Origin of the sequence: Avibacterium paragallinarum (assembly GCF_900450705.1) — a bacterium.
Lineage (GTDB): Bacteria > Pseudomonadota > Gammaproteobacteria > Enterobacterales > Pasteurellaceae > Avibacterium > Avibacterium paragallinarum.
On the sequence record NZ_UGHK01000002.1, the window covers coordinates 1,397,254 to 1,423,934 of the forward strand.

The 26,681-nt window shown below is 43.5% G+C and carries 33 protein-coding genes and 3 pseudogenes; 11 read left to right on the plus strand and 25 right to left on the minus strand.

Translation table 11 applies throughout. From position 1 onward, the window contains the following. Positions 1-30 precede the first annotated feature (30 nt). The 13 genes from DXZ23_RS11710 to DXZ23_RS11755 form a co-directional block, all read right to left on the minus strand. Positions 31-390, minus strand: a complete 360-nt coding sequence (locus DXZ23_RS11710) for a hypothetical protein (RefSeq protein WP_017806102.1) — start codon at positions 388-390, stop codon at positions 31-33. After that, on the minus strand, positions 371-1,093 hold the full coding sequence (locus tag DXZ23_RS11715) for a DUF2786 domain-containing protein (protein WP_017806103.1): 723 nt from the start codon (positions 1,091-1,093) through the stop codon (positions 371-373). The genes DXZ23_RS11710 and DXZ23_RS11715 overlap by 20 nt, the downstream gene beginning before the upstream one ends. Before the next feature lies 1 nt (position 1,094). Further along, on the minus strand, positions 1,095-1,265 hold the full coding sequence (locus DXZ23_RS15520; protein ID WP_017805651.1) for a hypothetical protein: 171 nt from the start codon (positions 1,263-1,265) through the stop codon (positions 1,095-1,097). After that, positions 1,262-1,429, minus strand: coding sequence for a hypothetical protein (locus DXZ23_RS15525; RefSeq protein ID WP_017805652.1), 168 nt, complete (start codon positions 1,427-1,429; stop codon positions 1,262-1,264). Before DXZ23_RS15525 ends, DXZ23_RS15520 begins: the two co-directional genes overlap by 4 nt. Then, positions 1,419-1,592, minus strand: a complete 174-nt coding sequence (locus DXZ23_RS15255; protein WP_017806104.1) for a hypothetical protein — start codon at positions 1,590-1,592, stop codon at positions 1,419-1,421. Before DXZ23_RS15255 ends, DXZ23_RS15525 begins: the two co-directional genes overlap by 11 nt. A 154-nt stretch (positions 1,593-1,746) precedes the next feature. After that, complete coding sequence (locus DXZ23_RS11720; RefSeq protein ID WP_017806105.1) at positions 1,747-2,253, minus strand: host-nuclease inhibitor Gam family protein; 507 nt, start codon at positions 2,251-2,253, stop codon at positions 1,747-1,749. Between the two features lie 9 nt (positions 2,254-2,262). Next, a complete protein-coding gene (locus DXZ23_RS11725; protein WP_017806106.1) occupies positions 2,263-2,463 on the minus strand; it encodes a hypothetical protein in 201 nt (66 codons plus the stop codon). 10 nt (positions 2,464-2,473) lie between these two features. Further along, complete coding sequence (locus DXZ23_RS11730; protein ID WP_021723750.1) at positions 2,474-2,707, minus strand: hypothetical protein; 234 nt, start codon at positions 2,705-2,707, stop codon at positions 2,474-2,476. After that, the gene (locus DXZ23_RS11735; RefSeq protein ID WP_103846705.1) at positions 2,697-3,002 is read right to left on the minus strand and encodes an HI_1482 family protein; all 306 of its coding nucleotides are present in this window, start codon (positions 3,000-3,002) and stop codon (positions 2,697-2,699) included. The genes DXZ23_RS11730 and DXZ23_RS11735 overlap by 11 nt, the downstream gene beginning before the upstream one ends. Next, positions 2,999-3,919, minus strand: a complete 921-nt coding sequence (locus DXZ23_RS11740; protein ID WP_021723751.1) for an AAA family ATPase — start codon at positions 3,917-3,919, stop codon at positions 2,999-3,001. Before DXZ23_RS11740 ends, DXZ23_RS11735 begins: the two co-directional genes overlap by 4 nt. A gap of 252 nt (positions 3,920-4,171) precedes the next feature. Then, the gene (locus tag DXZ23_RS11745) at positions 4,172-4,471 is read right to left on the minus strand and encodes a hypothetical protein (RefSeq protein WP_114995521.1); all 300 of its coding nucleotides are present in this window, start codon (positions 4,469-4,471) and stop codon (positions 4,172-4,174) included. A 17-nt stretch (positions 4,472-4,488) separates the two neighbouring features. Further along, positions 4,489-6,483, minus strand: coding sequence for a transposase domain-containing protein (locus tag DXZ23_RS11750; RefSeq protein ID WP_114995524.1), 1,995 nt, complete (start codon positions 6,481-6,483; stop codon positions 4,489-4,491). Positions 6,484-6,500: 17 nt separating this feature from the next. After that, a complete protein-coding gene (locus DXZ23_RS11755; RefSeq protein WP_017805578.1) occupies positions 6,501-6,710 on the minus strand; it encodes a helix-turn-helix domain-containing protein in 210 nt (69 codons plus the stop codon). Positions 6,711-6,904: 194 nt separating this feature from the next. Between DXZ23_RS11755 and DXZ23_RS11760 the strand changes: the two genes are divergently transcribed. From DXZ23_RS11760 to DXZ23_RS11770, 3 genes and pseudogenes are all read left to right on the plus strand, one after another. After that, entirely contained in the window at positions 6,905-7,405 is a 501-nt protein-coding gene (locus DXZ23_RS11760) for a DNA-binding protein (protein WP_017805579.1), read from the plus strand. 530 nt (positions 7,406-7,935) lie between these two features. Beyond that, positions 7,936-8,706: an HNH endonuclease family protein gene (locus DXZ23_RS11765; protein ID WP_017805580.1), complete on the plus strand. Its 771-nt coding sequence runs from the start codon at positions 7,936-7,938 to the stop codon at positions 8,704-8,706. Between the two features lie 131 nt (positions 8,707-8,837). Beyond that, positions 8,838-9,183 (plus strand): annotated as a pseudogene (locus DXZ23_RS11770) (LysR family transcriptional regulator); the annotation flags it as partial. A 42-nt stretch (positions 9,184-9,225) separates the two neighbouring features. Here the strand turns inward: DXZ23_RS11770 and DXZ23_RS16175 are convergent. From DXZ23_RS16175 to DXZ23_RS16190, 4 genes and pseudogenes are all read right to left on the minus strand, one after another. Then, positions 9,226-10,339: pseudogene (locus tag DXZ23_RS16175) on the minus strand (alpha/beta hydrolase). A 302-nt stretch (positions 10,340-10,641) separates the two neighbouring features. Next, positions 10,642-10,830, minus strand: coding sequence for an alpha/beta hydrolase (locus DXZ23_RS16180; RefSeq protein ID WP_017805581.1), 189 nt, complete (start codon positions 10,828-10,830; stop codon positions 10,642-10,644). A gap of 71 nt (positions 10,831-10,901) precedes the next feature. Beyond that, entirely contained in the window at positions 10,902-11,198 is a 297-nt protein-coding gene (locus DXZ23_RS16185) for a hypothetical protein (protein ID WP_338010246.1), read from the minus strand. An 8-nt stretch (positions 11,199-11,206) separates the two neighbouring features. Continuing rightward, positions 11,207-11,767: an alpha/beta hydrolase gene (locus DXZ23_RS16190; RefSeq protein ID WP_017805583.1), complete on the minus strand. Its 561-nt coding sequence runs from the start codon at positions 11,765-11,767 to the stop codon at positions 11,207-11,209. Positions 11,768-11,866: 99 nt separating this feature from the next. Between DXZ23_RS16190 and DXZ23_RS11785 the strand changes: the two genes are divergently transcribed. From DXZ23_RS11785 to DXZ23_RS15530, 5 genes are all read left to right on the plus strand, one after another. Next, positions 11,867-12,760, plus strand: coding sequence for a LysR family transcriptional regulator (locus DXZ23_RS11785; RefSeq protein WP_017805584.1), 894 nt, complete (start codon positions 11,867-11,869; stop codon positions 12,758-12,760). A gap of 182 nt (positions 12,761-12,942) precedes the next feature. Then, positions 12,943-13,623, plus strand: a complete 681-nt coding sequence (locus tag DXZ23_RS11790) for a flavodoxin (protein WP_223810344.1) — start codon at positions 12,943-12,945, stop codon at positions 13,621-13,623. Between the two features lie 171 nt (positions 13,624-13,794). Continuing rightward, a complete protein-coding gene (locus DXZ23_RS11795) occupies positions 13,795-14,481 on the plus strand; it encodes a DUF4405 domain-containing protein (protein ID WP_017805586.1) in 687 nt (228 codons plus the stop codon). Between the two features lie 367 nt (positions 14,482-14,848). Continuing rightward, positions 14,849-15,853, plus strand: coding sequence for a virulence RhuM family protein (locus tag DXZ23_RS11800; protein ID WP_017805587.1), 1,005 nt, complete (start codon positions 14,849-14,851; stop codon positions 15,851-15,853). 127 nt (positions 15,854-15,980) lie between these two features. Continuing rightward, on the plus strand, positions 15,981-16,127 hold the full coding sequence (locus DXZ23_RS15530; protein ID WP_172457189.1) for a hypothetical protein: 147 nt from the start codon (positions 15,981-15,983) through the stop codon (positions 16,125-16,127). Here the strand turns inward: DXZ23_RS15530 and DXZ23_RS11805 are convergent. Further along, entirely contained in the window at positions 16,101-17,747 is a 1,647-nt protein-coding gene (locus DXZ23_RS11805; RefSeq protein ID WP_021723758.1) for a carboxylesterase/lipase family protein, read from the minus strand. The genes DXZ23_RS15530 and DXZ23_RS11805 overlap by 27 nt on opposite strands. Positions 17,748-17,828: 81 nt before the next feature. After that, positions 17,829-18,926 carry an alpha/beta hydrolase gene (locus tag DXZ23_RS11810; RefSeq protein WP_017805588.1) on the minus strand — a complete coding sequence of 366 codons (1,098 nt, stop codon included), beginning with the start codon at positions 18,924-18,926 and terminating at the stop codon, positions 17,829-17,831. A 142-nt stretch (positions 18,927-19,068) separates the two neighbouring features. On the opposite strand from DXZ23_RS11810, the gene DXZ23_RS11815 reads away from it, so the two are divergent. Continuing rightward, entirely contained in the window at positions 19,069-19,260 is a 192-nt protein-coding gene (locus tag DXZ23_RS11815; protein ID WP_017805589.1) for a hypothetical protein, read from the plus strand. On the opposite strand, the pseudogene DXZ23_RS11820 reads toward DXZ23_RS11815, so the two are convergent. Then, positions 19,257-20,007: pseudogene (locus DXZ23_RS11820) on the minus strand (aldo/keto reductase). The gene DXZ23_RS11815 and the pseudogene DXZ23_RS11820 overlap by 4 nt on opposite strands. 116 nt (positions 20,008-20,123) lie before the next feature. On the opposite strand from DXZ23_RS11820, the gene DXZ23_RS11825 reads away from it, so the two are divergent. Next, a complete protein-coding gene (locus tag DXZ23_RS11825) occupies positions 20,124-21,011 on the plus strand; it encodes a LysR family transcriptional regulator (RefSeq protein ID WP_017805591.1) in 888 nt (295 codons plus the stop codon). Between the two features lie 164 nt (positions 21,012-21,175). Here the strand turns inward: DXZ23_RS11825 and DXZ23_RS11830 are convergent, their stop codons facing one another. Next, positions 21,176-22,312 carry an RNA-guided endonuclease InsQ/TnpB family protein gene (locus tag DXZ23_RS11830; protein WP_035695615.1) on the minus strand — a complete coding sequence of 379 codons (1,137 nt, stop codon included), beginning with the start codon at positions 22,310-22,312 and terminating at the stop codon, positions 21,176-21,178. Positions 22,313-22,357: 45 nt separating this feature from the next. Here DXZ23_RS11830 and tnpA point away from each other — a divergent pair, with 45 nt between their 5' ends. Beyond that, entirely contained in the window at positions 22,358-22,774 is a 417-nt protein-coding gene (gene tnpA / locus DXZ23_RS11835; RefSeq protein WP_017805593.1) for an IS200/IS605 family transposase, read from the plus strand. Positions 22,775-22,935: 161 nt separating this feature from the next. Here the strand turns inward: tnpA and DXZ23_RS11840 are convergent, their stop codons facing one another. The 4 genes from DXZ23_RS11840 to fabD form a co-directional block, all read right to left on the minus strand. Then, positions 22,936-24,276: an anaerobic C4-dicarboxylate transporter gene (locus tag DXZ23_RS11840; protein ID WP_017805594.1), complete on the minus strand. Its 1,341-nt coding sequence runs from the start codon at positions 24,274-24,276 to the stop codon at positions 22,936-22,938. Positions 24,277-24,473: 197 nt separating this feature from the next. After that, entirely contained in the window at positions 24,474-24,704 is a 231-nt protein-coding gene (acpP, locus tag DXZ23_RS11845) for an acyl carrier protein (RefSeq protein WP_017805595.1), read from the minus strand. A gap of 265 nt (positions 24,705-24,969) precedes the next feature. Next, positions 24,970-25,698 (minus strand): 3-oxoacyl-ACP reductase FabG, encoded by a 729-nt coding sequence (gene fabG / locus DXZ23_RS11850; RefSeq protein ID WP_017805596.1) that lies wholly within the window; start codon positions 25,696-25,698, stop codon positions 24,970-24,972. 35 nt (positions 25,699-25,733) lie between these two features. After that, a complete protein-coding gene (gene fabD / locus DXZ23_RS11855) occupies positions 25,734-26,678 on the minus strand; it encodes an ACP S-malonyltransferase (RefSeq protein WP_017805597.1) in 945 nt (314 codons plus the stop codon). Between the last annotated feature and the right edge of the window lie 3 nt (positions 26,679-26,681).

Below are 26,681 nucleotides of genomic sequence, written 5' to 3' on the forward strand. Positions count from 1 at the left end.
AGGGGAGATTAAAAGGGCGGTAAATGGGTTTTAATCTGCTTGCCCCATTGTTCCCCACATCACTTCTTTAATAGTCTGTTCGGGGTGCTTACGTTGGGCTTTAATCAATTTTTTCAAAATTGGGCGAACGTGTTTGATATATCGCATCGCTTCATCTAAATCCATCACAATAAGCTCTAGGCAATCTAAGGGGGAAATACAATCCGCAGAAAGCGTTTCTACTGTTTCCCCCTCTGCTAGCTCAATCGCTTTAATTGCCTCATATTCTTGCTGTACTTCGCCATCAATATAGCGATCCCACAGAGCTAAAGCCTCATTTAGGCAATCATCAGCAATATCCATTGAGATCCAAATACTGCCTCGTTCTTGATTAGTTAATATCGTTTTCATTTTTTGCTCCTAATTTCTTTGTTTCGGTTCCATTTACACCGTGATTTAACTCAACTTTTCGCCCTTCCTCAAAACCAAGCCAACGAGAGTTATCATTTTTTTCTTTTGTATTTCCGCTTTCTCGACTTTTGCACTTCCCAAAATTTCTTGCGGATTCCACTTTTGTTTTATAATAAGCACTCATCAATTGGCTTTCTTCTTCAGATACAGCAAATTTTTCCACATTTTTAGCGACACCCATTACCCACCCTTCGCAAAAGGCATCGGCTCTCGCAATCAATGTACTGCGTTTTAATTTCTTATTTTGTTTTGCATTAAAAGCTTTTCGGGCTTTTTGTAATTGTCGATATAGCACATCAAAACAATATGAGGCGATAGTGGGCTTTTCTTGCACACCGAAAAACACCATGTGACATAGACCTTCGCCATATTCGCTACCATCGTCATAATAATTAGCGACATAGGCTTCAACCCCAAATGCTTTGCGTATTACGCCTGAAAGCATTAAGACATATCGTGCAGTCTTCATTGCAAATCTCTTTTGGTTATGTATTGATGACACCTCAATATCAACCTGATTTATTTGATGTTCAGCCATTAATTTCTGTGCCATCTCTAACGCTTTTGCTGCCTCGTGAGGATTGCTTGATTTACTTAGTGCAAGCAACTTTTTTATTTTTCTTAATAGTTTTTCGCGTTTCATTTTATCCCCTCACTACTTGCCATCTCGCTTTGGGCAACTGATTTTGCACCAGCTCCAGATACACCCCCGCCGCAATATAGTTGCCCGTATTAATCGCTCTGACTGCTTGTTGAAGCTGTCCGATCATCATATCCAGCTTGAGTGCAAGTTCACTTTGCTTTTGCGTTGTCATAGCTCTTCAACCTCCACAACCTCGTCAATTTCCGTAATCTGATGAGGCAATTTATTCAGGTCTAAGGTGTTTAAATCACATTTTTCCGCCGCCTGCTCAATGCTTTCGGCTTCTACGGTGATTTCAACCATTCCATAAACTCTGACAAGGTATTTATTCTTCATCTTCGCCTTCCTCATTGACAAAATTAATTCGATACTTCAGACCAATAGCGTAGCCTTCATGGATTTCTTCCAGTAGTTGGTCGATATAACATATCGCATCGTCTTTGGTTTCAGCTTCAATACCCAAAGTCAATTTAACGTCTATTTCAGCGTGATAATTCATTGTCATTGCTCCTATTTTTTGATTTAAAACACTTTATAAACGCCCCTTAAATCAGGTTTAAAGAGCGTTGAAAAGGGTTTTAACTCTTTGTAAATAGCCACATAATCCAACCCATTAAGGCAAAATAGCCCAGCACAATAATCACATCACCCATTTACACCTCCTGTTCAAACGGTTTGATCACAAAATCTTCCACGGCAGTTTTAATCGTAATGCCCGTGACCGTTGATGCGATATTTGGCTCTGCGAGCATCGCTTCTTTGTTTGGCTCTTCTTTGGTGCGGATAAACTGAGTTAATCCTAACGCACGCAATCTTGCCAACACTTCGTCCGCTTTGCGGATTGATACACTCGGTGGACGTTGTCGCCATTGCACTTCGCCCGTGTTAAAGCTGCCCGTTTTCGTTTTACCGTTTTGTGTCAGCTCCGCACGGTTGGCTTCACACCACACTTCGATAGCTTTTTGTAAAGGCTTCATTTGCTCCTGAAGAGCGGTGATTTTTGGGGCATATTTTTCGGTAATCGCTGCCAGTTCGTCATTTTGGTGGGTCGCAAGGCGTTGTAACTCACGTTGCAAATCGCCAATATCTTTAATCGCAATCTCCACTTCTTCTCGGGTTTGATAGCGGATGGTGTCGCTTTTTAGTTTGGTTTTACTCATTGTTTTCTCCTATGGGTTAGCTGATTGATTACAGGTATAAACGTCATAATTGGCGTTGATTTTTGGGGTGATGCCGCCATTATTAACAACTAAATACACCACGCCACCTTTGCAAATTTCCGCAATTCGCACGTCGGTAAACTTGGCACGGGTTTGTCCATCACACCCTGCCAATAAAAGTGCGGTGCAAATTAGGGTGAGTTTTTTCATTTTTTTCTCCTTATAGTTCATCGGTGGTATAACCGATTTTGATTGCCATTAAGCGGTTTGGATTTTGTTCTGCTAACTTATGTATTCTGCTACTGGCTAGCATACGGATATAACCTTGGCTTTTGTTTAATCGTCTTGCTAGCTCTGCGGCTGTGCCATCAGCGATATTGATTTCGCCTTTATAGATTGCATAAACGGTATGGCATTTTGCTTTCCCCCGTTCGCCGCACTTTCTAGTTGGCATAACTCCTCCAAACCACCTTAATGCCTTCCACTATCATTTGCCACTCGTCAAAGCGTTGTCCATCATTGCCGAGGATATACCGCATCGCTTGAGCGGTTTTTTCTAGCTCTTTGGTGTTATGGTTGGGTTGCACCCGCACTTTCGGTTTGATATGCTCAAAATGCACATTAATGACGTGCAAGCCCATTTCTTCCAGCTTTCTAATGCACTTTTGCACTTGGCGAAGGTAGCCCAACACCATCTCGTTATTGCCTCGTAAAACAGGGTTTGGGTGGGTTAATGTGGTGCGTTTCATACCGTTCCCCCTTGCAATTCATTTTTCGCCGCTAAAATGTAGTCATAATCAAGGCGTTTGTTGTCGCCGTTGGCACTAAACCACGCAAGGCGTAGCACTTGGGTTAAAATGCGTAAGCCACCACCTCGCTTGCCTGTTTCTGCTAATAAGCTGATCAGTTTTTTATCTGTGGTATCCAGTTGCCACGCATTGGCAATGGCGACAATGTCTTCTTTTTTGCAATGCTGAATGCTTTCGTTTTTCGCACTACGCGACCAAAGGCGGGCAAAGTCGTGGCTTTGGTTAATGCCGCCACGCATACGGGTGTAAACCTTGTCATTCCCAATTAAAGTCATTCCTACATCGCAGGCTTCCTGAATAAGACGTAACTCTTCCAGCGTTTCATAAGAGAGGTGATCCGCCTCATCAACAATCAGCAAGCCTTTTGTGCCTTTCATTCGGCTTTCAATTAAGCGTGCAAGGGCTGCCTTGCGTTTTGGCGGTTCGCCCACGCCCAATTCAAGAGCGATTTCATAAAGCATTTCCGCAAGGCTGGCACGGCTTGGGTGGGCGGTAACCAGCCACACATTACGGTGGCGTTTTTGATACTCCCGTGCGGCGACTGTTTTACCTGCACCACTCATTCCAAACACAGTGGTAATACAGCCTAACGCATGAGCATAACTAATAATGGTGTGAATAAGCTCGGCGGTTGGGGTTTTAATAAACTCAGGTGCGGTCATAAATTGACTGCGTTTTATTTCACGCTGTTCTAGCCAACTTTCTAGCGATTGGGTGATTTTGTCATTATCCCCTGTATATTTACCATTGAGATAACTTGAGATAACAGGTGGCGTTACCCCAATTTCTTTTGCAAGTTGCATACGGTTAATTTCACCGCTTTCAATAATTTGCTTGATTTGTTCAATTAATGTCATAATGTCATTCCCTTGTTCTAGTGGATCAGCTTATGGATCGTGTTATTATTAAATTTGCCCAAAAACATCAAAGAACAGTGTTTAAAGGCATTCCTAAATCAGTTAAAAAACGTTTAAATTTCATCTTGCATAAAATTAACTTTTCCCGTTACACTCTTATTGAACAGCGTTTTTTGCCTTACGTTGAAGAATTTACCTATGCAAAGAGTGAAGAACATCAAGTCAACTTGGTTTACTGGTTTAGCCGTCATTTCAAAATACCCCCAGAAGATGTCTATTTACTTTTACTTTTCGCGAAATGGCGATACTTAACGCGGCTTGATAGTCTTTCAACGCGACTTGCAAAGAGCGGGGAAGTGTCGTATCGGCAAGAAATTGTTCAGTCAATTCCCACTTTCTTGCAACGCTACTCAAGGCTTGCCTTTCAAGTTGAGCGACAACTTCCTCGTTTTCTTTTGCTTGATTGAGTTGTTCTGTATTTTCACGTTCAAGGGCTTTGAGTACGTTTGCGACCTTTAGGCTCTTTTTACGTTGTAGATTTCGTTGACTCATCACTTTCTCCTGTTGCTTTAATCATCATTTAATAACTGTTTAAACTTCGCTACACCTTTGGCAAATCCGTTTTCGGTAGGGGGATCGTCATCCACCACCCAATCCATTTCTTCGACTTTGCGTTGTAAATTCCCCTCGAACATTGCTAGTCGCTTGACTTTCTTCGGCTCAACTAACTCCGCCTCTGGTACGTCGTCAAAATGCTTGCGGTATTGTTCGTGTTGGTGTTTGTCCATTTTCTCTAGGGTTTGTACTTGCTTTTTGGTTTGGCGTGCTTCTTGTGCCTCTAAGCGACGTTGCATTGCCGCCCCTTTCATGCTGTCAAAGGCAAGTGGCTTATCACATATCGCATCACACAAATACACGCCATTTAAGTCATACACATACACCGTGCCGTGTAAGTCATCGGGATCAAACCGCACCACCACATAAGGGTATTGCCCGCCCTGTAAGGCTTCGGCATAGTAGGTGTTTTTCTCGCCGTCTAGGCGGTAGCCTGCTTTGAGGGTAAAACAGCCGTATTTGTCCACTTTGGTGCTTTCGCCTAACATCATTAATTGGCGTAACTGCTCATCGGTAGGTTTTATCACTTCAACTTGGGCATAATCCCTTGCCCATAACTCATCGGCACTGTAAATGCCTTGCCCTAGCTCACTTTGGCGTCCTTTCTTGGCGTTCCACTTACGCACACCCTCTTCAACAATTTGTAAAAATGTCGCTTTATCTAAGCCTTTTTTGTATTGGTAGTTTTCGGGTTTTTCCGTTGGGCTATCCCCCGTAAAAAAGCCTTCGCAACGGCGGTTTCGGTCAATGTAAGCGGGCAATCCATCACGTCTAAACGCACGCTCAATCGGCTTGGCTCGTCCATTGCCTCGCCCTTTAAATACAAGGGTTCGGATCACTTGGATACCAAGGCGTTCAAACAACCCATCAACCACAATGGCTTTATTCCGCTTACCTCGTTTGGTTTGGGTGGAGGTTTGCAAATCGGAGGCGGCTCGGGTGTTATCCATTAAAATTTTCTTTGGGATGCCATATTGTTTGATTAATCGCAGGGTGGCTTGACGGATTTGATCGCCGTTTTCGCTGTCGTCCACGCAGTACGCCAAAATGCGACGGGTGCGAACATCTTGCCAAAACCACGTTTTCGGGCGGATAGGGCGAGAGCCGTCCTCATACCAATCCACAAACACGTTATGCTGATAACCATCGCCATTGATAATCTCAAGGGCTTGGAGGTGGGCGACGCTACGGCGTTGCGGTTTAACCAACTCACGCAGGGCGTGATCACCGCCTCGCATCAGGGCAATTTGGGCGGGCGTCATCTCTCTGTTAAACTTGCGTTTTAACGTGTTGAGGCTTGGTACCGCCCAGCCGTTTTCTTCTGCCGCATAACACAGCTCTTCATAGCAAATGGCAAAGTTTGGTTGGGCTTGACGGCAGTATTCCCCTAAAAAGAATTGCCACGCAAGCTCGTCAATCTTGGCATAGCGGTTTGTGGTATCACGCTCAACCCTATCTAACAACAACGGCAACCAGTTGCTTTGTGGGTGATTTTTCACTTTGTACCACCAACGCTTCAGACTTCCACGGCTCACCGCTTCACCTTCTTGCCCCGCAAAATGCTCAACCACCCGATCCATGGCGTCCATTAATTTAAGGTGCATATCCAACAACCCTTTTAGCTTCATCACCGCATTAAAACGACGTTCAGCACGGCGTTCTTGTTCATTAGTAGCCGAAGCGAGGACATTCCACGCGCTTTCACTCATTTGCTTTTCAGCCTGTTTTTCCACCGCACTTGGTTTTGGTAAGGTGGTGTTTTTAAGTAAATACTCCGCTTGGACTTCTTGGGGGAGGGAGGAGAAGGCGTATTCATACGTTTTCCCTTTTACTCCCTCTCTTTGCCGTTTTTCCCAATTTTCTCGTATAGCTTTTTTGCTAATTCCACGATCAGAACTGGGTAAAGATGTCAGCCCTAAAAGTTCTTGAGTAGTTAGCCAAGTTTCCATAAAAATTCCTTACAGAACTAATAGCGTTCTGGCCATATTTCTTGAACAGGAACGCCAATAAAATCTGCAATAATTTTCTCGCCCTTTGGATACTTTCTATCTAGTGCATTTGCTAATGTTCTAGGATGCAATCCAGCGTTCACTGATAATTGAGTAAGCGAGCTACCTTTTTCTTTTATAGCGGCAATGATGTATGCTCGATGCATATTCTTTTTACTCTGTTCCATTCCGTGCTATCCTTATGACGTTAATTAATTTAATTGAGTTATGATTGTGAGTAACTGAAAGGAACTATACGCTTATTTTGTAAGGAACTCAATAGTTCTTTTCAAAAAAATTTAATTATTTTTATTTTCTTTTTAATATCAATAAGTTAAATTCTCACACCAGAAAAGAACTTGAGTTCCTTACTAGGGGTTTTATGAAGAACTCTCAGGAATGGTTTTCTGTAACAGAATTATTGGAAAAAAAAATAAGCTCATTACCTACGTCTGATAAAGGAATTGTAAAAAAAGCTAGTAGAGAAGGGTGGGAAAAACGACAAAGAGAGGGAGTAAAAGGAAAAACTTTTGAATATAGTGTCTATACTATGCCATTAGAAGTGCAGACTGCTTTAGGCTTTTCTCAGCGTTTAACAAAAGAGCCTGATAAATCTATACCACCAAGCCAAGATGACTTGCAAAAACGTATAGATCAACTAGAAAACAAGCTACAAGCCCTAGAAACAAAGGCACAAGGCTTTGTTCAGCCTAAACCGCCTGAGGGCTTAACGAATGACGAATGGCAGCTTGTGTGTGCGTTTAGGCGGTGTAATAAAGATAGACAAGTTGGTTTGTTGGCAACAGCCGAAGCGTTAGCAGCTCAGACAGAAAAGGAACAAAAAGAGAGCCTGGCCGCCCTTGAGGTTCGTGCCGTAGCCTAAGGTTTCAGACAAAAAGCCATCTAAGGTGCTTATTTTTGAATTTTTAAGCACCTAGTGAATTGATAATAAAAAGGTTTTATTGAAACTGTCAAGATAGATAACGATTGATTGATGAAAGGCTAAACAATGAATTTAAACGCCATTTAAACGCTTTTAAATTTGGATCGGAATTTCTCACTTTATGTGATTGAAACGGCTCTAATCAGCTAATTTTTCTCATTTTCTCATCTTTAAATTTCCCTCAATAAAAAAGGGGCTAAACTCTCTTAACCCCTTATTCTATAAGACTTCTGACCCACTTAATTCCGTTTAATTCAACATAAGTCCTAATTTCTTACTTTGTGTGGATGTTCTCAATGAGCAATAAAGAAGTCTATTTTATTCCTATTTAGTATTTTTAAGTTATTTGATAGACATTTTGAGAAAAGATCAGGATTTGAGACATCACAATGATTAATAAAATATTTGATTGAATTTGATTCTTTCATTTGAGATCTCACATAATCAATAATAGAATCATTTATAAATTTTTGTCATACCCTGAAAATATTCAGGAGAAAGATGAATTATGGAGTAAATATAAGAATAAATTATTTGATTTGAAGAAGTTAGGGATTGCACCAGCTTATACACTACTGTTATTTTTATTTGAGAAGTACTCTCAACAAAATTTTGCCAATTTACTGGATTATATTGAGAAATGGTTTATGATTCGCCATTTGACAGATAGTCCAGCAACCAATCGTTTAGATGAAATTTTTATTCGGGCAACGGAAACGCAACATAACAAATATAATGAAAAAAGTTTGTTTGATGAATTACAAAAAGAATTACCTTCACAAGAAAGAATTAAAGAGGCATTGCTAAGTAAATCCTTATATGAAGATAATCCAGCCTTAATACGTTATATTTTAATCTATTTGGAGCAACAAAACCGTACAGCAGAAAATAAAGTAGATTTTTGGGCAGTTAATCAAAAAGGAAAAGCAATTTGGTCAGTGGAGCATATTTATCCGCAAAATCCCAAAGAAGGTGAATGGAATGAGGATTGTAAATACGGATTGCATTCTTTAGGAAATCTGACTTTATCCGCTTATAACAGCAATTTATCTAACAAATCATTTGATAAAAAGGCGGAAGATAAAGATAAAAAGGACAATATTATTGGTTTTAAGAGTGGTAATGTAAAAATTAATGATTATTTACGTAATAAAGATAAATGGTGTCTTGAGTATATTGAAGAGCGTGGTAATCAATTAAGAGAAATATTTTTAGAATATATTAACTCAGTATATTTGTAATTTAATAAGATATTATAAAATGCCGCCTGAAAGTTCAGACGGCATTTTCATTTAATAGACTCTCATAATACCAGTTTAAATAAAAGCTCGCTAAACTCTTGAACAAAATTCAACAATCACAACACAACACAATGAATAATCTAAACGAACTCAAATATTTTTTAATCGCCGCACAAGCAGGGAGTTTCACCAAAGCGGCGGCACAGTTGGGCGTATACACCTCCGCACTCAGCCATTCCATACGCAAATTGGAAGAAGAATTAAAAATCAAATTGATCAACAGCACCACCCACAGCATAGCCACCACCGAAGCAGGTGAGCAATTATTCATTTATGCTCTTATGGGAAAAATTCGACAGCTTTATGCGACGCTATCCCGAAGTAAAGCTGGAACTCACCAGCGATATGAAATTCACCGACATTATCACAGGGCGATTTAATGCAGGCATACGGCTTGGCGAAAGCCTCGAACAAGATCGATAATGTCGCCTAAGCACTAGACGACATTGAATTACCCCCTTATTTATCCAATCCGTTTTCTTTTAGCCACTCCGCCAAATGTTCAGCCACTTGCTGATTATTGGTGTCCGACATTAAGAAATGGGTGTTGCCGTGAATGTCCACTTTCGGCAATTCCACCACGCTCACCTTGCCGCCGTGTTGGTTCACCACTTTTGCCCACTGCTTCGCCAGTTGCAAACGGGCATACCACTGCTCGCCGCCTTGCGTGCCGTCTAAATGGTCGGGGATAAAATCGCCAAAATAAATCACAATTGGTAGCTTGGTAAGGCGTTCAAATTGGGCTTTGCTGACCTTCATCGGTGCAACATCGCCAAATTGGCTGGTTTGTGTAGGCGGCACTTCACCCTCTGGGAACGGAAACGAACCTGGTTCAACGGCGATGATGCCTTTCACCTTGTCGCTTTGCATGGCGGTTGTCCAGCCGATCACGCCACCAGCGGAGTGGGTAACAAATACGCCTTGCCCTGTTTTGTCGAACAATTTCACCATACTATCGGTGATCACGCCCACATCAAACGCCCCTGTATCGGGTGTCATTTGGCGGAAAAATTGGTCTTGGCTGGCGGCATCTTTCGGGAACGCCACGCCTTTATTCATATTCGGATAAACACCGATACGGAACTGGGCATACCAAAATTGATCGTCAGGCACGGCAGGCAAGTTGGCGGCGACCGTGCTTTGCCCTGCTTGCCCGCGTCTTGGTTGGTCGATCAAATAAATCGGGTAACCTTTGCGTAAAAAAAATCGTATCGAAGCCCTCACGGCCATCTGGCGTGGTTTGCCACGTACGTGCCGACTGCCCATAGCCGTGCAAAAACACCAGCGGATAAGGCTTGGCATTTACCGGAATTTGGTAAAATACACTGGCGTGATCGCCGTGCAAGGTTTGCCCACCAGCGGCGATGGAGGCGTTATACACGTCCCAAAACGGATTACTGCTTTTGCCCTTAATCGCCTCAGGCACGGGCGTGTATTGCCCAACACTGGTTTTCACCGTACCGCCCACAGCAAAACTGCCTTGCTTTTCAATGGTGATCGGGCTGGCAAAGGCTTGGCTTGCCAGCAAAGAAACCGCCGCCAAGACAGTGAATTTTTGACGAATGGATAGCATAATTTTTCCTTATTAATGATGAATGTAAATGATAGGGGATAGGATAGCAGAATGGACTTACTTTGATTAGCGAAGAATATGGGATAGGGTGTTGAATAATATTCAATAATAGGCGACGAGAACCCTAATGCTGTCTGAAAAAGGAATGAGGAAATGTTTTTGATTCGGTATTGAAATGAATGTGAAAGGCGGAGGGGCTGATTGAAAACAGGAGGCAGATGGCATAAAAACAGCGTAAAAACGCACTGCACTTTAAGCCAAACGCCTAAAGCACGGTGCATTATCAAGCCACTTTTTACAACTTATAAATGCTTTTTAAAGAAATCGGCGAAGGTGTCGAAAGGGATTTTGCCTGCTTGGTTGTCGTAGAGATCAACGTGGGTGGCGTTTGGCACGATCACCAATTCTTTATTTGGGTTGTCGCCTGCGGCTTGGTAGGCTTCTTCTGCCATATAGCGTGAATGGGCATTTTCGCCTGTTACGATCAGCATTGGGCGAGGGGATATTTCGCTGATGTAGCTATCATTGGAATGTTCACGAAAGATAAGGGCATGGTGGCTGTCTACGCGGTGGTGGAGTTAATGGAACGTGGGTGGTAGCCGCGTTGGGTTTTGTAGAAGTTGTGGAACTGTGCCAATACGGGGTTGGCGTTTGCGGGCAGTTCGTCAGGTAGCCCTTGTTGGATTGGCACAACGTTGTTATTTGGATCTAACACCACTTCGTGTAAGCCGATGGCACGCTCACCGCTTTCGGCATCTGCCCAGCGTAGGTTGTTGAGGTAGGTTTTCACGATTTGGCGTTGTTCTGGGGTATAGCCATTTTTTTGGTCGCCCACGCCCCAGCCGATGGATCGGCTCATATCATACATTACGCTGGTGGCACGGCTTTGACGCGGGTATCCATTGCGGCATCGTTTAATGCCATTCCGCCTAAACCGCAAATGCCTAATACGCCAAGTCGGTTGCGATCGACAAAGTTTTGCAAGCCGAGATAGTCTAAGGCGGCGCTGAAATCTTCGGTGTTCACGTCAGGGGAAGCCATATTGCGTGGTGTGCCGCCACTTTCGCCCGTGTAGGAAGGGTCAAAGGCAAGGGTTACAAAGCCACGTTCGGCAAGGGTTTGGGCGTATAGCCCTGAGGTTTGTTCTTTCACTGCACCAAATGGGCCGCTCACGGCGATGGCAGGCAGTTTACCTTTGGCGTTTTTCGGGATATACAAATCGCCCACGAGGGTAATGCCAAAGCGGTTTTTGAAGCGAACTTTGTGGTGTTCCACTTGATTGGATTGCGGGAAAATTTTGTCCCATTGTTGAGTCATATTCAGGCTTTCTACGCCTTTCATTGGGGTGAGGGTTACCTCTGCCATTGCTGGGCCTCCTAATAAAGTTGTGCTTAAAAATAAGGCGGTAAATAAGGGTTTGAGTTTCATTGTGGTTCTCCATTAATTGAATGACCACTATTGTAAAGATTAATAATTCAATGATAATAGGCTAAAATCATCATAAACTATGAACCACAGGTTAAGAATATGGACAAAATCAATTACAACGACCTCTACGCCTTTTACCAAGTCGCCCAGCACCAAAGCTTCAGCCAAGCCGCCAACAAACTCGGCATTTCCGCCCCTGCCTTAAGCAAAACCATACGCCAGCTCGAAGCCCGATTAGGTGTGCAACTGCTGCACCGCACCACTCGCAGCGTATCCCTCACCCAAGCAGGGCAACAGTTTTATCAACAAGCCGAACGCAGTTTCAACCGCCTCAACCAAGGACTAGCCCAGCTTGAACACTACCGCCAATCGCCCCGTGGTGTGGTGAGGATTAATTGTGCTAACCACCCCATCGAATGGCTACTGCTCCCCAAACTCGCTCCACTGCAACGGCTTTACCCCGACATCATCATCGAAGCCATTAGCGACAGCCGTTTTATCGACATCGTCAAAGATGGCTTTGACGCAGGCATACGGCTTGGTGACGATGTGGCAGAAGATATGATCGCCGTGAAAATCAGCGAACCGCTAAAAATGGCAGTAGTCGCCAGCCCAGGCTATCTAGCACAGCACGGCATACCGCAACACCCCAGCGAACTGGCACAACATTCGTGCATCGGCTACCGTATGCTCAGCAGCGGCACGCTTTACCCTTGGACATTCCAACACAACGGCGAAACCCACCAACTCACCCCACAAGCAAAATGGATTTTCAGCGATGATTACCCCGCTCGCACCGCCGCCAAAATGGGGCTAGGGCTGGCATACCTGCCCGAAAGTATGGTGGAACAAGACATCGCACGCGTTGAACTCATCGCCCTGTTCCCCAACCAACCCCCAACCCTGCCTGCGTTTTATCTCTATTACCCCAGCCGCCACATCTCCCCCGCCCTAAGAGTGGTGGTGGATTACTTACGCCTAACGAATGGGTGATGGGGGAAAAGTGCGGTGGTTTAAAAACCCGTTTTTTGGTTTGTGAGAAAAAAGAAAGAGAGGCTGTCTGAAAACAGGTTTTTCAGATGGCGTAAAAAACAGCGTAAAAAACCACCGCACTTTCCTTATATTGTTGAAAATTATTCACAAGCCTATTTTGTTTTTGCCCACTAATTCTTTACTTGGCTTTTTCTTATAATGCGTTCCTCAATAATAACGAGGACGAAACAATGATATTTTCCCAAAAAACCTTTTTTAGCTTAATGTTATCAGCGGTGATGGCGATGCCGTTGCAAGCCAAGAATTTGATTATCTATTTCTCTCAGCCCGAAAGTTACACCCAAGATCAGCTGGTTGATGGCGTTTCGGGAGCGAGTAAGTTGGTGAAAGATGGCGAAATGCTTGGGGCAAATGAATATTTGGCGAAGGAAATTCAAAAAAACACTGGCGGTGAATTATTCCATTTGGAAACGGTGCAAACCTATCCAACAATACATCAGCCATTGTTAGACTTTGCCCAAACCGAGCAACGCAAAAATATCAAGCCTGCCTTGAAAGCCCTGCCGAATTTAGCGGAGGTAGATAGGGTCTTCTTGGTTTATCCGATTTGGTGGTATCAAATGCCGATGCCGCTTTATTCTTTACTGGAACAAGTGGATTTTAGCGGAAAAGAGATCGTGCCAGTTGTGGGACACGGCGGTAGTCGCTTAGGCGGAACGGACAGACAAATCCAACAGCTTCAGCCGCAAGCCAACGTGAAAGCAGGCTTTGAAGCCTACCTACATAAAACCGTTAGAGCAGAGCCTGAAGTGGAAAAACGCTTAGCTACTTTTTTACAGCAAAATGGTTACACGAAAAATTAAAGTCGTTTAAGTTCAAAATAAGACAAGGCAACGAGCCGCAGACAGTACAGCAAGGCGATGTAATGCCGTATTGTTTTGAAATCAAACGACTAAATACAAGAAAACCGTGGGCCTCCTATCGCTCATTGACAAAATGGCGTTATGGCTCGCCCTTCACACTACGGATTGTTAATGAAAAAGAAAACGCTTTTCCAGCTTGCACAAGATTTGGTAATGACGGCGGTATTGCTGTCATTATTTGGCTATCATTTGTATGACGAAAGCACGCACGAATGGCTTGGCATCGCCTTTTTTGCCCTGATTATTTCTCATCTCGCATTGAATACTTGGTGGCTCAAAACGCTGTTTTCAGCCAACCCTACCCCTTATAGCCTGTTGCAATACAGCATTAATTTCACCACATTTTTATTATTTTTCACCGCCTGTATCAGCGGCATAATGTTGTCTAAACACCTGCTGGCGGAGATGCCGTTCCATTCCACCAGCGATCTAATACGAAAAGTCCATATGACCAGCACCCACTGGCTGCAAATAATGATCGGCGTTCATCTCGGCTTACATTGGAAAATCATCGCCAATTTACTGGCGAATGTTTACCGCCTAGACCTCGATCACTGGCTTGCCCGCAAGCTCATTCCCGCTTGCTGGCTCATCATCGCCGCCTATGGCGTGTTGATCTTCCTACAGAGGGATTTATTGCCTTATCTATTGCTACAAGTGGATTTCGCCTACTTCAGCTATGGTGAATCTCAAGGAATTTTTTATTTTGATTTTTTCACCATTTTAATTGCCACAGCTTACGCCACAAGAGGGGCGATCTGGGGATTGTTCTTTAGAAAAAAGAAGGCGTTAGCTTGAGGCGGTTGAAGACGATTATTTTTCTTGCTCAAATAAACAGCACTCGAATTTACCTAGTGCAAAAATTGTGTAGCGGGGCGACATAGCAAAAAATTACCCAAAAAAACACCGCACTTTTGGATTAAAACATAAAAGTGCGGTACTTTTTTCGCATCGTTTTTTAAATACGCTTCGTCTATTCTTAAGGCAAGTTCACACCAGCGGTTAAAATAGACCTCGCTTGTTAAGAGAACGCAAAACACACCACACCCAAAATGCGGTCGGATTTTCACCTTTTTTTGCGATCTACATAGAAAAAATGCCCTTTTTCCCTTGCCAGCTTTGCAAATGGCATTAGACTAAACAGAATTTCAGTTAAGGAGTTTGTATGACCAAATCGGAAATTGTTTCTTCAGTGGCGGAATATCTCACCTTTATGACCGCTACAGGCGAGAGCCAAGTTAATGCCATTTATGCGGACGAAAATGTTTGGTTGAGTCAAAAAATGATGGGGCAGCTTTATGATATAGAGTCGCATACTGTAACCTATCATCTGCAAAAAATATTTGCAGACAATGAGTTATCGGAAAATTCAGTTACTCGAAAATTTCGAGTAACTGCCGATGACGGTAAAAATTACCAGACCAAACACTACAATCTTTCAGCGATTATTGCGGTGGGTTATAAAGTCAATTCCGAGCGAGCGGTGCAGTTTCGCAAATGGGCGACTGAGATTATTCAAACCTACACCATCAAAGGTTTTGCGATGGACGATGAGCGGGTGAAAAATGACGGCACCCGTTTAGGCAAAAAGTATTTTGAAGAACAACTTGCCCGTATCCGAGAAATTCGCCTGTCAGAACGCAAGTTTTACCAAAAAATCACCGATATTTATGCGACTTCCATTGATTACGACCGCACCTCCACAGCGACTAAACGCTTTTTTGCCACCGTGCAAAACAAATTGCATTGGGCGATTCACGGTCATACCGCCGCAGAATTGATTGTAGAACGAGCAAACGCCAGCAAGCCGAATATGGGCTTGACCACTTGGAAAGACGCACCACAGGGCAAAATTTATCCTTTTGATGTGGTGGTGGCGAAAAATTATTTATCCGACAATGAATTAGCTCAACTGCAACGGCTGGTGTCCGCTTATTTGGATATGGCGGAAGATATGGCATTACGCCAAATTCCGATGACAATGCAAGATTGGGAAACAAGGCTCAATCGCTTTTTAGACGCCACCGACCGAGCCGTGTTGCAAGACGCCGGCAAAGTTACCGCCGAAATCGCCAGCGCCCACGCTTTAAGCGAGTTTGAAAAATATCGTGTTATTCAAGACCAGCATTTTGAAAGCGATTTTGACCGTTTGTTGAAAGGGGGAGAATGAAAGAGCGGTGGGATTTTTAGGGGATTTTGCGATTGCAAAAATTCAGAAACCCCACTGCTTTCTTTTCTATTCCCCCCCCCCACACACACACTCAAAACAAGCCTTAAATTGACTAAACTGCTCAAAAATGAGTAACTTTAAGGACTTTTATAAAAGTGAAATCAATTTAGTGATAAAAACACGCTCCAATCTCACCGCACTCACCGCACTTTATGTCATTCCCTTTGCTCCAAATAATGTTGCTCGGTTAATACTTCATATTCGGGGCGAGTAGGTGCATTAGGGCTTTGTCGTGATGTTGTTTGACTTCGGGTTGGTTGTCGAAAATCATCAGGTTGCCGTTTTCACGGGTGTAGGGCTGCCATTGGGGTAAGCCTGTGGCGTTGGGGTTGCCTGTTTTGGCGAAGTTTGTCCACGCACGGCTCATTTTGGCGGCTAGGGCGTGGGCGGCTGCTCCGCCGCCTGTGGCTTGTTTCATTCGGTCGATGTTATTGAAAACAAAGGCGATTTCGGTGGTGTGGTAGCTCATTGGCATGCTGTTAAATACGGGCGTGTCCCAAGTGAAGAGGTATTGATACACAGGTGCGCCGCCTTGGTCAGCTTTGAGGCTGGCGGTTTTTAAGGCTGGGGCGCGTAAGAAGCTGTCCACATACAGGGCATCGGCGAGGCGGCGTTGTGGGTAGGCTTGTTTGAAAGCGGCGATCACGGCGGCGGTTTTGTCGCCATATTTGGCATTCAGCCGTTGTTGCACTTCCTCTTCGCTCCAAGTGAAACGGTTGCTTTTTTCGCTTTCTGCAAGGTTCAGTTGCAAGGGGAAGCTTTCCCATTCGGTTAAATTTGAGCCGATGAGGAGCGGAATATCTTTGGCGATGTCGGGGTATTTTTCGCCCACAGGTTGCGTTGGGATATAGTCGCTGTCCATTGTTGGCGACCAAGCCAGTGCGTAGCCGTTGCCACGAATGGCTGGGATTTTGCGTTGCTCGGCGATTTTTTTCATCGCTTGGCTGGCGGCTTGGTTGATTTGTTCGGGGCTAAATTGTTGTAATTTGCTCAAGTCTTTTTCGTTTACGCCCAAAATGGCGAGGGTTTCCGCTGCCACTTGCTGACCGATTTTCGGATCGGTGAGGGTCATACCCATTCGTTCCACCGCACCGCTTTCCACAATGGCTTTTTGGAATAAGCCTTTCGCCGCAGGGGTTGCCATTAGGGTGAGGACTTTCGCCCCGCCGCCGCTTTCGCCAAAAATAGTGATGTTGTCAGGATCTCCGCCGAACTGGGCGATATTTTGTTTCACCCATTGCAAGGCGGCGACTAAATCTTGAATGCCTAGATTGGCAGAGTGTTTGTAGGCTTCGCCGTAAGCGGAGAGATCCAAATGCCCCATTGCGTTGAGGCGGTGATTGAGCGACACCACAACCACATCGCCCGTGCGTGCGAGGTTTTCGCCGTCATAGCTGTCTAAATCGTTAGACGCACCCGATTGAAAACCGCCGCCGTGAATCCACACCATCACCGCCCGTTTATTGCCGTCTGAAAGCGAGGGTGTCCAAATATTGAGGTTTTGGCATTGCTCGCTTTCGTGCATTTCGGGGCCGGTGAAGAAAAACGAACGTCCGCCCATCGGCACTTGTGAGCAGACATCGCCATAGGTGAGGGCGAGTTTTGTGCCTTGCCAAGTAACGGCGTGCGGTGGCATAAAGCGTTCGGCACGGGCATAAGGCACGCCTTTGTAAGTGTAAATGCCGTCTTGCACATAGCCTTGCAACTCGCCTGCTTGGGTCTGCACCACCACAATCCCAGCCCCTGCCTGCACGGGATCGGCGGCGTGGCTAAATGACGCAGTGCTGAGTAACACCGCTGAAAGTAAGGTAAGGGGGAAGCCTGTTGGTTTCATTTAAATACTCCTTAAATTGTTAAACATTTCTTTTTGTTATGATGGGTAAAACTGCGGTCGTTTTCTACCGCACTTTTCATCTTAGCGATCTAAGCCTTTTGTTTTCAGCCATTGTGCTGCGAGGTCGGCGAGTTGTTGGTTGTTTTTTTCGCCCATTAGGAAATGGGAGTTGCCTTTAATGCCAATGTCGGGCAAATGCACCAGCGTGGCATCGCCGCCATGGCGGTTGATGGTATCGACAAATTGTTGTGCCATTGCCATTTCTGTGCCCCATTTGTCTTCACCCACGTTGTTTGAGCCGAGTTTGATGTAATCGCCGTAATACAGCACGATGGGGATTTGGGTGAGTTTTAAAAAGTCGTCCATTGGCACACCCATTGCAGTGGCAGATAAGTGTTCAAAACGTGCTTTTGTGATCTTAGGCATTTCCGTTTCGGGGAAGATAAACGGCGTGCCGCCTGGTTCATAGGCGATAATGGCTTTGACTTTGTCGCTGCGAATGGCGGCACACCAGCCGATTGTGCCGCCCATTGAGTGGGTTACCAAAACTGCACCATCGGTTTGATTGACAAGTTTGGCGAGAACATCGGCGTTTAACTCGTTGTCCAAAGGCCCTGAGCCAACCGACCAGCTTTGTTGGAAGGCTTGATAGTTGGCTTCGCCTGCGGGGAATTGGGCGTTTGGCACGGGCTTGCCTTGTGCGTCAAAATGCCCAACGCGGGAGAGGATATAAAAGGTTTTGTCGCCATACATCGGGTTACTCGCCCAAGGGGTGGCAGGGTCGAGGGCTTGGGTGGAGAGGTTGGTTTCGCCACTGCGTGGTTGATCCAGCAAATACACCGAATAGCCTTTGCGTAAAAACAAGGTGTTGAAGCCCTCTCGACCGTCTACCGTGCTTTCCCAAGTGCGTTTGGATTGCGCACCGCCGTGCTGGAAAATCAGCGGATATTTTTTCGCATTCACGGGAATTTGATAGTTCACATAGGCAAAATCGCCATAGGCACGCTGCCCATTGGGGGAGAGAAAATTCCGTTGGTTAAACTGCCCCTCGTGGGTAACATAACGCCCACCCACCGTAAAACTGCCTTGTTTTTCAATGCTGATCGGGCTGGCAAAGGCGTAGGCGGTAAATGCCAACACGGCGGAAAGAATGAGGGTGTGTTTAAATTTTGATTTCATTATTTTTTCCTGATAAATCAATAGGCTTGAGGCGGTTAGTATAAGGTTTTTGCACAGCGATGATTAGTGGGGTTTTATTGGATAAGGTTGTGAATAAAATTCAATAATTTGGGGAGAATGGCATAAAAAAGTGCGGTGAAAAATGACCGCACTTTCAGACGGCATTAAAATTGACAATGGGTTTGATCACCAGCCATCGCCAGTTTTCTTTGCAATAGCATTTCGCTGCTTTTCAGGCTGCCTGAAAAGTGCGGTGCATTTTTCACGCTGTTTTTTTAATGACAGTAAAAACGCCGTGCGGTATGCCACACGGCGTTTTTCAATCTGGGTTTAGCCTCTCGCTTGTGCCAACCATTGCACCATTTTTGGATCGCGGTGATCGAAGATGATTTCATCGCGGTTAAGTGTGGCGATGGCGGCGAGGTCTTGTGTGTCAAGGGTGAAATCCAAAATGTCGCGGTTTTCACGCATTCTTTCCACTTTCACTGATTTTGGAATGATGGCGATACCGCGTTGGTTGAGCCAGCGATCCCCAAGATTGTTGCAAAATCCCCAGTTCTTTATGAAAGGCTAATTCCGCCTCACGCTGGTAGAACGGGTGGGTTTCGATTTGGTTCACGGCTGGCGCGGTGTCGTGGCAGGTGATAAGGTCGGCGAGGCGATCCATATGGAAATTGCTCACGCCAATGGCACGGGTTTTGCCTGCTTTTAATGCTGTTTCCATCGCATGCCATTCTTCGTGCACATCGCCGAAAGGCTGGTGCATTAAGTAGAGATCCACATAATCCAAGCCCAAACGGCGCAAGGATTCGTCAAGGGCTTTTTGTGTGCCGTTAAACGCATCTTGGCGTTGAATCCACAATTTGGTGGTAACGAAAATCTCTTCGCGAGGGATGCCGCTGGCTTTAATCGCACGCCCTACGCCCGCTTCGTTACCGTAAATGGCAGCGGTGTCGAGCAGGCGATAGCCTTGTTCAAGGGCGGATAAGACGACTTGTTCCGTTTCTTCATCGCTCACTTGATACACGCCAAAGCCGATCATTGGTATTTCAATACCGTTGTTTAATGTTGCTGTTTTCATTTTTTACTCCTATGTGCTTTGAATGATGACATTATAGGGAGAAAATATTGTTTTGATTAGTGGGGTATTTTTTTGATAGCCTGTTGAATATTTTTCAACAATCAAAGAGAGCCAAGATGATTGAAAATATGAATGAATTACGCAATTTTATTATTGTTGCACAAACTGCCAGTTTTACTAAAGCGGCTGCATATTTAGGCGTATCGACCTCAGCGTTAAGCCATTCTATGCGGAAATTGGAAGAACAGCTGAAAATAAAATTGTTTCATCGAACAACTCGCAGTGTTGCCACTACCGAAGCAGGTGAACAACTTTTTAAACAACTTTTTCCATTATTTGAGAGTATTGAAGATAATGTTAATGCACTAAGTCATTTTCGTAACACGCTAAATGGAACATTACGTATTAATGGGGCTGATCACGTTTTTCTCTATGTTATTTGGGATAAGCTATTAAGATTTATGGAAAAATATCCCGAAGTAAAATTAGAGCTAATCAGCGATATGAAATTTACTGATATCGTAGCTGGGCGTTTTGATGCGGGGATTCGTTTAGGCAAAGAAGTAGATAAAGATATGATCGCCATCAGAATTTCAGATGATATGCAAATGGCATTAATTGCAACGCCACAATATTTAGAACAATACGGAATTCCAAAAACAATTGATGATTTAACTTCACATCAATGTTTGTGTGTACGAATGCCAACTTCTGAAGGTATTTTTCCTTGGGAATTTTGTATGCCAAAGGGTAAAGAAGTGGTTAAATTTATGCCATCGGGTCGATTCGTGGTGAATAATAATTTTCTTGCAAAAAAAGCCTGCTTATCTCATTTGGGGTTGGCATTAATGCCGAAAGACAGAGTGCTAAAAGAGCTTAAATCTGGTGAGATAGTCGAGGTGTTACAAAATTATGCAATGCGTTACGAAGGTTATTATCTTTATTACCCTAATCGAAGACAGGATTCTCCGTTGTTTAAGGCTTTGGTGGAATGCTTGAAGTAAAAAGTTTTTAGTATTTTTTTTGACATCCTCCCCGCCCTAAAGGACGGGGATTCCTACTAGTGCCCATTGCAAGCAATGGGCTACTCTCGGTGGGTTCTTGTTGCTGACCTCTCAATGAAGTTCACTTCACAAGCTCTACGGGCATGTCCTGCCCTGACATTTTATTACGCGTGGACGATAGCTCGCCCACGCCCCAATACATTTAACGCTCCAACCACATCGGCATTTTCTGTGTAGCCACATTCTACACACTCAAAATTAGCCTGTGTTTGGCGATTTTCTTTTGCTACATGACCACAACAAGGGCAAGTTCGACTGGTATTTTGCACTGGCACTGCCACTAAAAATCCACCTTGCCATTGCGTTTTGTAGTCCAACTGACGGCGAAACTCAAACCAAGATTGATCTAATATCGCTTGGTTCAACCCTGATTTTGCAGCAACATTTTTGCCTGGTGTTTCCGCCGTACCTTTGGCTGATTTTGACATATTTGACACCTGCAAATCTTCAATATAGATCATGGCGTGGTTTTTGCTGATTTTGCTTGAAGTCTGATGCAAGAAGTCTTTGCGACAATTAGCAATTTTATGATGCAGTTTGGCGATTTTCGCCTTTAATTTCTGCCAATTTTGGCTAAATTTTACTTTATTTTTAAGCCTCTTTTGCAGTTTAGCCAATTTTCCTTTGTAAGTTTTAAAGGCGTTAACCGGTTCAAAATATTCACCATTTGACAATGTTACAAAACGTGCAACGCCCATATCAATACCGATTTCACCGCCTTTATGTGTCGGGATTTCATACTCAAATTCAGTTTGAATACTAACAAAAAAGCGACCGCACTTTTGGCTGACGGTAACATTTTTGATTTCACCAACGATATCTCGGCTGTTGCGATAGCGAATCCAGCCGATTTTTGGCAAAAATAAGCGGTCATTTTCCTGTTCTAATTTGCAACCTTGCGGAAAACGAAAGCTCTCTTTCACGCCTTTTTTCTTGAATTTTGGAAAGTCGGCACGTTTCTGAAAGAAATTTTTAAACGCACTTTCTAGGTCTTTTAAAGACTGTTGAAGCACTTGAGAATGGCATTCTTTTAGCCAAACTAATTCTTTTTTCCATTGTGGAAGCAAGTTGGCGATTTTAGTGTAACTGAACTTAAAGCTGTTATCTTGCTCGTATTGTTCATTTTGCCAAGCCAATGCCCGATTGAACACAAAACGAGAACAACCGCAAAATTGCTTGATTTTACGGGTTTGTTCGCCATTCGGCATTATCTCGAACTTAAAGGCTTTGCGTAGTTGCATTGACAAGGTTTAGAATGTAAGTTTTCAACATTTTACCCTTGGTCTATGCAAAAAGAAACTGATATTCGACACGGAAGGCATTGTGTTTTTAACATACATGTTTACTTAGTCTTTGTCACTAAATACCGTAGAGATGTATTTACAAAAGAAATGTTGAGTGAATTACAGCTTATTTTTGACAGTGTATGCAACGATTTTGAAGCAAAACTAGTCGAGTTTGATGGCGAAGACGATCACGTTCATTTACTTGTGGAATATCCACCGAAAGTGGCTGTATCTACACTTGTAAACAGTTTAAAAGGTGTATCAAGCCGAATGATTAGGAAGAAAAACTACTCGAACATCCGCAAAAAACTTTGGGGTAATCAGCTTTGGTCTCCGTCTTATTTTGCAGGGAGTTGTGGTGGCGCTCCAATTTCCATTATTCGCCAATACATTGAGCAACAACAAACACCTGATTAGTTAGGTTTGAAACGGCTTACGCCGTTTGTGCCTTATATCTCCGCCCTGAAGGACGGAGTTTTACGGCACATAATCTGATAAAAATGTAGTTTGTTTAATGTAATTAAAAATATGTCGTTTAATATAAGTGCGGAGAAAAATCACCGCACTTATTTATTTGACTATCTAATAATAATTTGTGCGACAGTGTAGCCTACTATGCAGGCAACAATAACACCAATTAACCCTGGTATCATAAAGCTATGATTGAAATAGTATTTGCCAATTTTTGTTGTACCTGTTACGTCAAAGTTAACGGTAGCAATATCTGATGGATAATTGGGGATAAAGAAGTAACCGTAGGTCGCTGGCATTAAGCCAACTAACAGGGGAGCTGGTAAGCCTAAGCCGATACCTACGGGCAACATCATTACCGCAGTGGCAGCTTGGCTGTTGATTACGACTGAAACGGCGAAGAGGGCAAAAGCAAATGTCCAAGGATAATTGCTCACCATTTCTGTGATACCAGCCTTAAATTGTGGCATTGCATAACTAAAATATGTGTCACTCATCCAAGCGATTCCAAAAATAGCAATTGCAGCAACCATTCCAGATTTAAATACGACACCATTTGGAACAGTTTGAGGATTTGTTTTAGTGACTAATAAAATAATTCCTCCAAAGCAGAGCATCATCATCTGAATAATATAAGACATTGAAATTGGTTTGATTTTTTCTCCGACGCCTACAGTTCTAATTTCAGGGAACATTGCAATGAATACAATTAAAATTAGGGCTAATAAAAAGAGGTAAACAGATTGTTTTGCAGCAGGAGGAAGCGTTTCGTTTAGCGTTGTACTTGTTGTATTCAAGATTCGCTCACGCCAAATAGGATCTTGTAAACGGCGTTGATATTCAGGATCTTGCTCTAATTCTTTACCTCGACGCATACTATAAAGCGAAAGTGCAATTGTTCCAGCAAGGGTTGCTGGCACAGTCACGCAGATAATATCAAGTAAGCTAATATTTTCAAAACCAGGTAATTCGGTAATTTTGCCGAGATAGAAAACCACCGCAGCGGATAATGGGCTAGAGGTGATCGCAAGCTGTGATGCTACGGAAGCTGCTGCCATTGGGCGTTCTGGACGAATTTTATTTTTTAGTGCGACATCACCAATAATTGGCATAATAGAATACACGGAATGCCCTGTACCAAGCATAAAGGTCATTAAATAAGTAACAATCGGTCCGAGTAAGGTAACGCGTTTCGGATTATTACGCAGGATTTTTTCTGCGACTTGTAGCATAAATTTTAATCCGCCAGCAGCTTCCAGCACGGAAGCACAAGTAACCACAGCAAGAATAATTAGCATTACACTAATCGGTGCTTTACCTAAAGGCATTCTCAAGATAAAAACTTCAATAGCTAACCCTATACCAGATACGACACCTAAGCCGATACCACCATAACGACTACCGATGTAAAGCATTAGTAGTAGAAATAAGAATTCTAAATAAAGCATAGTCTATCCCTAAGATGAGTTATTAATAATTATTTATGAATGATACGTTATTTAGAATTTTCTACAACATATCTGAGAAATTTTTTTAGAAAAAGGCTATCTAAATCAAAATTTACGCTGAAAATTAGAGAGAGTGGAAAGTTAGATATTAAAAAAGGACAAAAATTAAGGCGGTCTAGAAACCGCCTTAATTTTAATTATTGATTGTTTTCAACGTAATCAATCGCTGATTGAACAGTGGTAATTTTTTCTGCTTCTTCATCAGGAATTTCGATATCGAATTCTTCTTCTAAAGCCATTACCAATTCAACAGTGTCTAAAGAGTCTGCACCTAAATCTTCAACGAAAGAAGCTTCTGGTTTAACCTCTTCTTCTTTAACACCTAATTGTTCAACAATGATTTTTTTTACGCGTTCTTCAATGCTCATTTGCTTTTTCCTATTTATAGTTAGCCATAAAATAATGGTTTTATAGTGTATGTATTTTTAGCCAAGTTGCAACCTCTTTTTACAAGGTCAAACCACAAATTCGCTAATCAAAATACATTCACTAAAATAAGTTACGTTACTTTGCTAACGCAACAGCCAACGTAAACAATTTACATCGCTGGAGGTAATTCTAGCATTAAGCCCTGTTTTTGGCTATGGTTTCAGACAATAAATTGTTTTATGTCAAAATCGCTGTCTGTTGGCATTATGCCATATACATTCCGCCATTAACGTGCAATGTTGTTCCTGTGATATAGCCTGCGTCGTCAGAGGCTAAAAATGCTACCGCTTTGGCAATATCTTTCGGCTCGCCTAAACGCCCAGCGGGTACATTAGCTAAAGTCGCGGCTTTTTGCTCTTCGGTTAGGGCTTCGGTCATATCTGTGGCAATAAATCCCGGAGCGACAACATTAACGGTAATGCCACGCGAAGCCACTTCTTTGGCAAGGGCTTTGCTAAAGCCGATCAACCCCGCTTTTGCCGCACAATAATTGGCTTGTCCTGGGTTGCCCATTGAGCCAACCACTGAGCCGATGGTGATAATGCGACCCGCACGTTTTTTCATCATTGAACGTAGCATTGCTTTAGAGAGATGGAAAACGGAAGTGAGATTAGTTTGTAAAATATCAAACCATTCTTCCTCTTTCATCCGCATTAACAAGTTATCACGAGTGATGCCCGCGTTGTTCACCAAAATATCAATATCGCCAAACTCCGCTTTGATTTGTGCGAGAACTGCTTCAATGGATTGTTGATCCGCGACATTTAGCACTAAGCCTTTGCCTTTCTCGCCAAGATAAGCGGAAATGCTGTCAGCCCCTTTTTCAGAGGTGGCAGTACCGATCACAAACGCTCCTTTGGCACTTAATTCTTCCGCAATCGCACGCCCAATTCCACGGGTTGCTCCTGTTACTAAAGCAATTTTACCTTGCATTTTTTTCTCCTAATTATTCAATGGGTTGCTTGCGATTAGGCTTCAATGAGCATTGTTCCTGCTTTTTCTAAAGACGCAAGATCATTCACCGCAACCGCATTTAACTCTTTCACAATACGGCTAGTTAAGCCTGTCAGCACTTTGTTTGGCCCAATTTCAATGAGAACCTCAATGCCTTGTTGTGCCATTTTTTCCACCGTTTCCGTCCAACGCACAGGGCTGTAAAGCTGGCGAATAAGTGCGGTGCGAATTTCATCACTTTTTTCTTCAGTCTTCACATCAACGTTGTTGATCACCGCGATTTCAGGGGTTTTGAGGGTGATATTTTGTAAAGAAACTGCAAGTTGATCTGCGGCTGGCTTCATTAATGCACAATGAGAAGGCACGCTCACCACAAGCGGTAAAGCACGTTTCGCCCCTGCTTCTTTACAGGCTGCAGCCGCACGTTCTACCGCCGCTTTTGTTCCCGCAATCACCACTTGACCCGGAGAGTTGAAATTCACCGCTGAAACCACTTCGCCTTGCTCGGCGTCTTTGCAAGCTTTGATGATTGATTCGTTATCTAAACCAATAATGGCATACATTGCACCTGTGCCTTCTGGCACGGCTTGTTGCATTAATTTTCCGCGTAATTCCACTAATTTAATGGCATCTTGGAAATCAATGACACCTGCGCAAACTAAGGCAGAATATTCGCCAAGGCTATGGCCTGCCATTACGCTTGGTTTTAAATCTGGATATTGTTGTTGCCATACACGATAAATCGCTACTGAAGCGGCTAAAAGTGCGGGTTGGGTTTGCCACGTTTTATTCAATTCTTCTGCGGGGCCTTGTTGCACTAATTGCCATAAATCATAGCCAAGCACTTCTGAGGCTTGCTGAAAAGTTTGTTCTACCACAGGAAATTGGCTGGCTAATTCGGCAAGCATTCCGACCGCTTGCGAGCCTTGTCCGGGGAAAACCATTGCAAATTTTTTCATTGT

What these genes read in the sequence shown, in the direction of transcription:
- DXZ23_RS11710 (WP_017806102.1), bottom strand. Translation starts at nt 390, where the DNA reads ATGAAAACGATATTAACTAATCAAGAACGAGGCAGTATTTGGATCTCA.
- DXZ23_RS11715 (WP_017806103.1), bottom strand. Translation starts at nt 1,093, where the DNA reads ATGAAACGCGAAAAACTATTAAGAAAAATAAAAAAGTTGCTTGCACTA.
- DXZ23_RS15520 (WP_017805651.1), bottom strand. Translation starts at nt 1,265, where the DNA reads ATGACAACGCAAAAGCAAAGTGAACTTGCACTCAAGCTGGATATGATG.
- DXZ23_RS15525 (WP_017805652.1), bottom strand. Translation starts at nt 1,429, where the DNA reads ATGAAGAATAAATACCTTGTCAGAGTTTATGGAATGGTTGAAATCACC.
- DXZ23_RS15255 (WP_017806104.1), bottom strand. Translation starts at nt 1,592, where the DNA reads ATGAATTATCACGCTGAAATAGACGTTAAATTGACTTTGGGTATTGAA.
- DXZ23_RS11720 (WP_017806105.1), bottom strand. Translation starts at nt 2,253, where the DNA reads ATGAGTAAAACCAAACTAAAAAGCGACACCATCCGCTATCAAACCCGA.
- DXZ23_RS11725 (WP_017806106.1), bottom strand. Translation starts at nt 2,463, where the DNA reads ATGAAAAAACTCACCCTAATTTGCACCGCACTTTTATTGGCAGGGTGT.
- DXZ23_RS11730 (WP_021723750.1), bottom strand. Translation starts at nt 2,707, where the DNA reads ATGCCAACTAGAAAGTGCGGCGAACGGGGGAAAGCAAAATGCCATACC.
- DXZ23_RS11735 (WP_103846705.1), bottom strand. Translation starts at nt 3,002, where the DNA reads ATGAAACGCACCACATTAACCCACCCAAACCCTGTTTTACGAGGCAAT.
- DXZ23_RS11740 (WP_021723751.1), bottom strand. Translation starts at nt 3,919, where the DNA reads ATGACATTAATTGAACAAATCAAGCAAATTATTGAAAGCGGTGAAATT.
- DXZ23_RS11745 (WP_114995521.1), bottom strand. Translation starts at nt 4,471, where the DNA reads ATGAGTCAACGAAATCTACAACGTAAAAAGAGCCTAAAGGTCGCAAAC.
- DXZ23_RS11750 (WP_114995524.1), bottom strand. Translation starts at nt 6,483, where the DNA reads ATGGAAACTTGGCTAACTACTCAAGAACTTTTAGGGCTGACATCTTTA.
- DXZ23_RS11755 (WP_017805578.1), bottom strand. Translation starts at nt 6,710, where the DNA reads ATGGAACAGAGTAAAAAGAATATGCATCGAGCATACATCATTGCCGCT.
- DXZ23_RS11760 (WP_017805579.1), top strand. Translation starts at nt 6,905, where the DNA reads ATGAAGAACTCTCAGGAATGGTTTTCTGTAACAGAATTATTGGAAAAA.
- DXZ23_RS16180 (WP_017805581.1), bottom strand. Translation starts at nt 10,830, where the DNA reads ATGCTGATCGTAACAGGCGAAAATGCCCATTCACGCTATATGGCAGAA.
- DXZ23_RS16185 (WP_338010246.1), bottom strand. Translation starts at nt 11,198, where the DNA reads ATGAGCCGATCCATCGGCTGGGGCGTGGGCGACCAAAAAAATGGCTAT.
- DXZ23_RS16190 (WP_017805583.1), bottom strand. Translation starts at nt 11,767, where the DNA reads ATGAAACTCAAACCCTTATTTACCGCCTTATTTTTAAGCACAACTTTA.
- DXZ23_RS11785 (WP_017805584.1), top strand. Translation starts at nt 11,867, where the DNA reads ATGGACAAAATCAATTACAACGACCTCTACGCCTTTTACCAAGTCGCC.
- DXZ23_RS11795 (WP_017805586.1), top strand. Translation starts at nt 13,795, where the DNA reads ATGAAAAAGAAAACGCTTTTCCAGCTTGCACAAGATTTGGTAATGACG.
- DXZ23_RS11800 (WP_017805587.1), top strand. Translation starts at nt 14,849, where the DNA reads ATGACCAAATCGGAAATTGTTTCTTCAGTGGCGGAATATCTCACCTTT.
- DXZ23_RS15530 (WP_172457189.1), top strand. Translation starts at nt 15,981, where the DNA reads ATGAGTAACTTTAAGGACTTTTATAAAAGTGAAATCAATTTAGTGATA.
- DXZ23_RS11805 (WP_021723758.1), bottom strand. Translation starts at nt 17,747, where the DNA reads ATGAAACCAACAGGCTTCCCCCTTACCTTACTTTCAGCGGTGTTACTC.
- DXZ23_RS11810 (WP_017805588.1), bottom strand. Translation starts at nt 18,926, where the DNA reads ATGAAATCAAAATTTAAACACACCCTCATTCTTTCCGCCGTGTTGGCA.
- DXZ23_RS11815 (WP_017805589.1), top strand. Translation starts at nt 19,069, where the DNA reads ATGACCGCACTTTCAGACGGCATTAAAATTGACAATGGGTTTGATCAC.
- DXZ23_RS11825 (WP_017805591.1), top strand. Translation starts at nt 20,124, where the DNA reads ATGATTGAAAATATGAATGAATTACGCAATTTTATTATTGTTGCACAA.
- DXZ23_RS11830 (WP_035695615.1), bottom strand. Translation starts at nt 22,312, where the DNA reads ATGCAACTACGCAAAGCCTTTAAGTTCGAGATAATGCCGAATGGCGAA.
- tnpA (WP_017805593.1), top strand. Translation starts at nt 22,358, where the DNA reads ATGCAAAAAGAAACTGATATTCGACACGGAAGGCATTGTGTTTTTAAC.
- DXZ23_RS11840 (WP_017805594.1), bottom strand. Translation starts at nt 24,276, where the DNA reads ATGCTTTATTTAGAATTCTTATTTCTACTACTAATGCTTTACATCGGT.
- acpP (WP_017805595.1), bottom strand. Translation starts at nt 24,704, where the DNA reads ATGAGCATTGAAGAACGCGTAAAAAAAATCATTGTTGAACAATTAGGT.
- fabG (WP_017805596.1), bottom strand. Translation starts at nt 25,698, where the DNA reads ATGCAAGGTAAAATTGCTTTAGTAACAGGAGCAACCCGTGGAATTGGG.
- fabD (WP_017805597.1), bottom strand. Translation starts at nt 26,678, where the DNA reads ATGAAAAAATTTGCAATGGTTTTCCCCGGACAAGGCTCGCAAGCGGTC.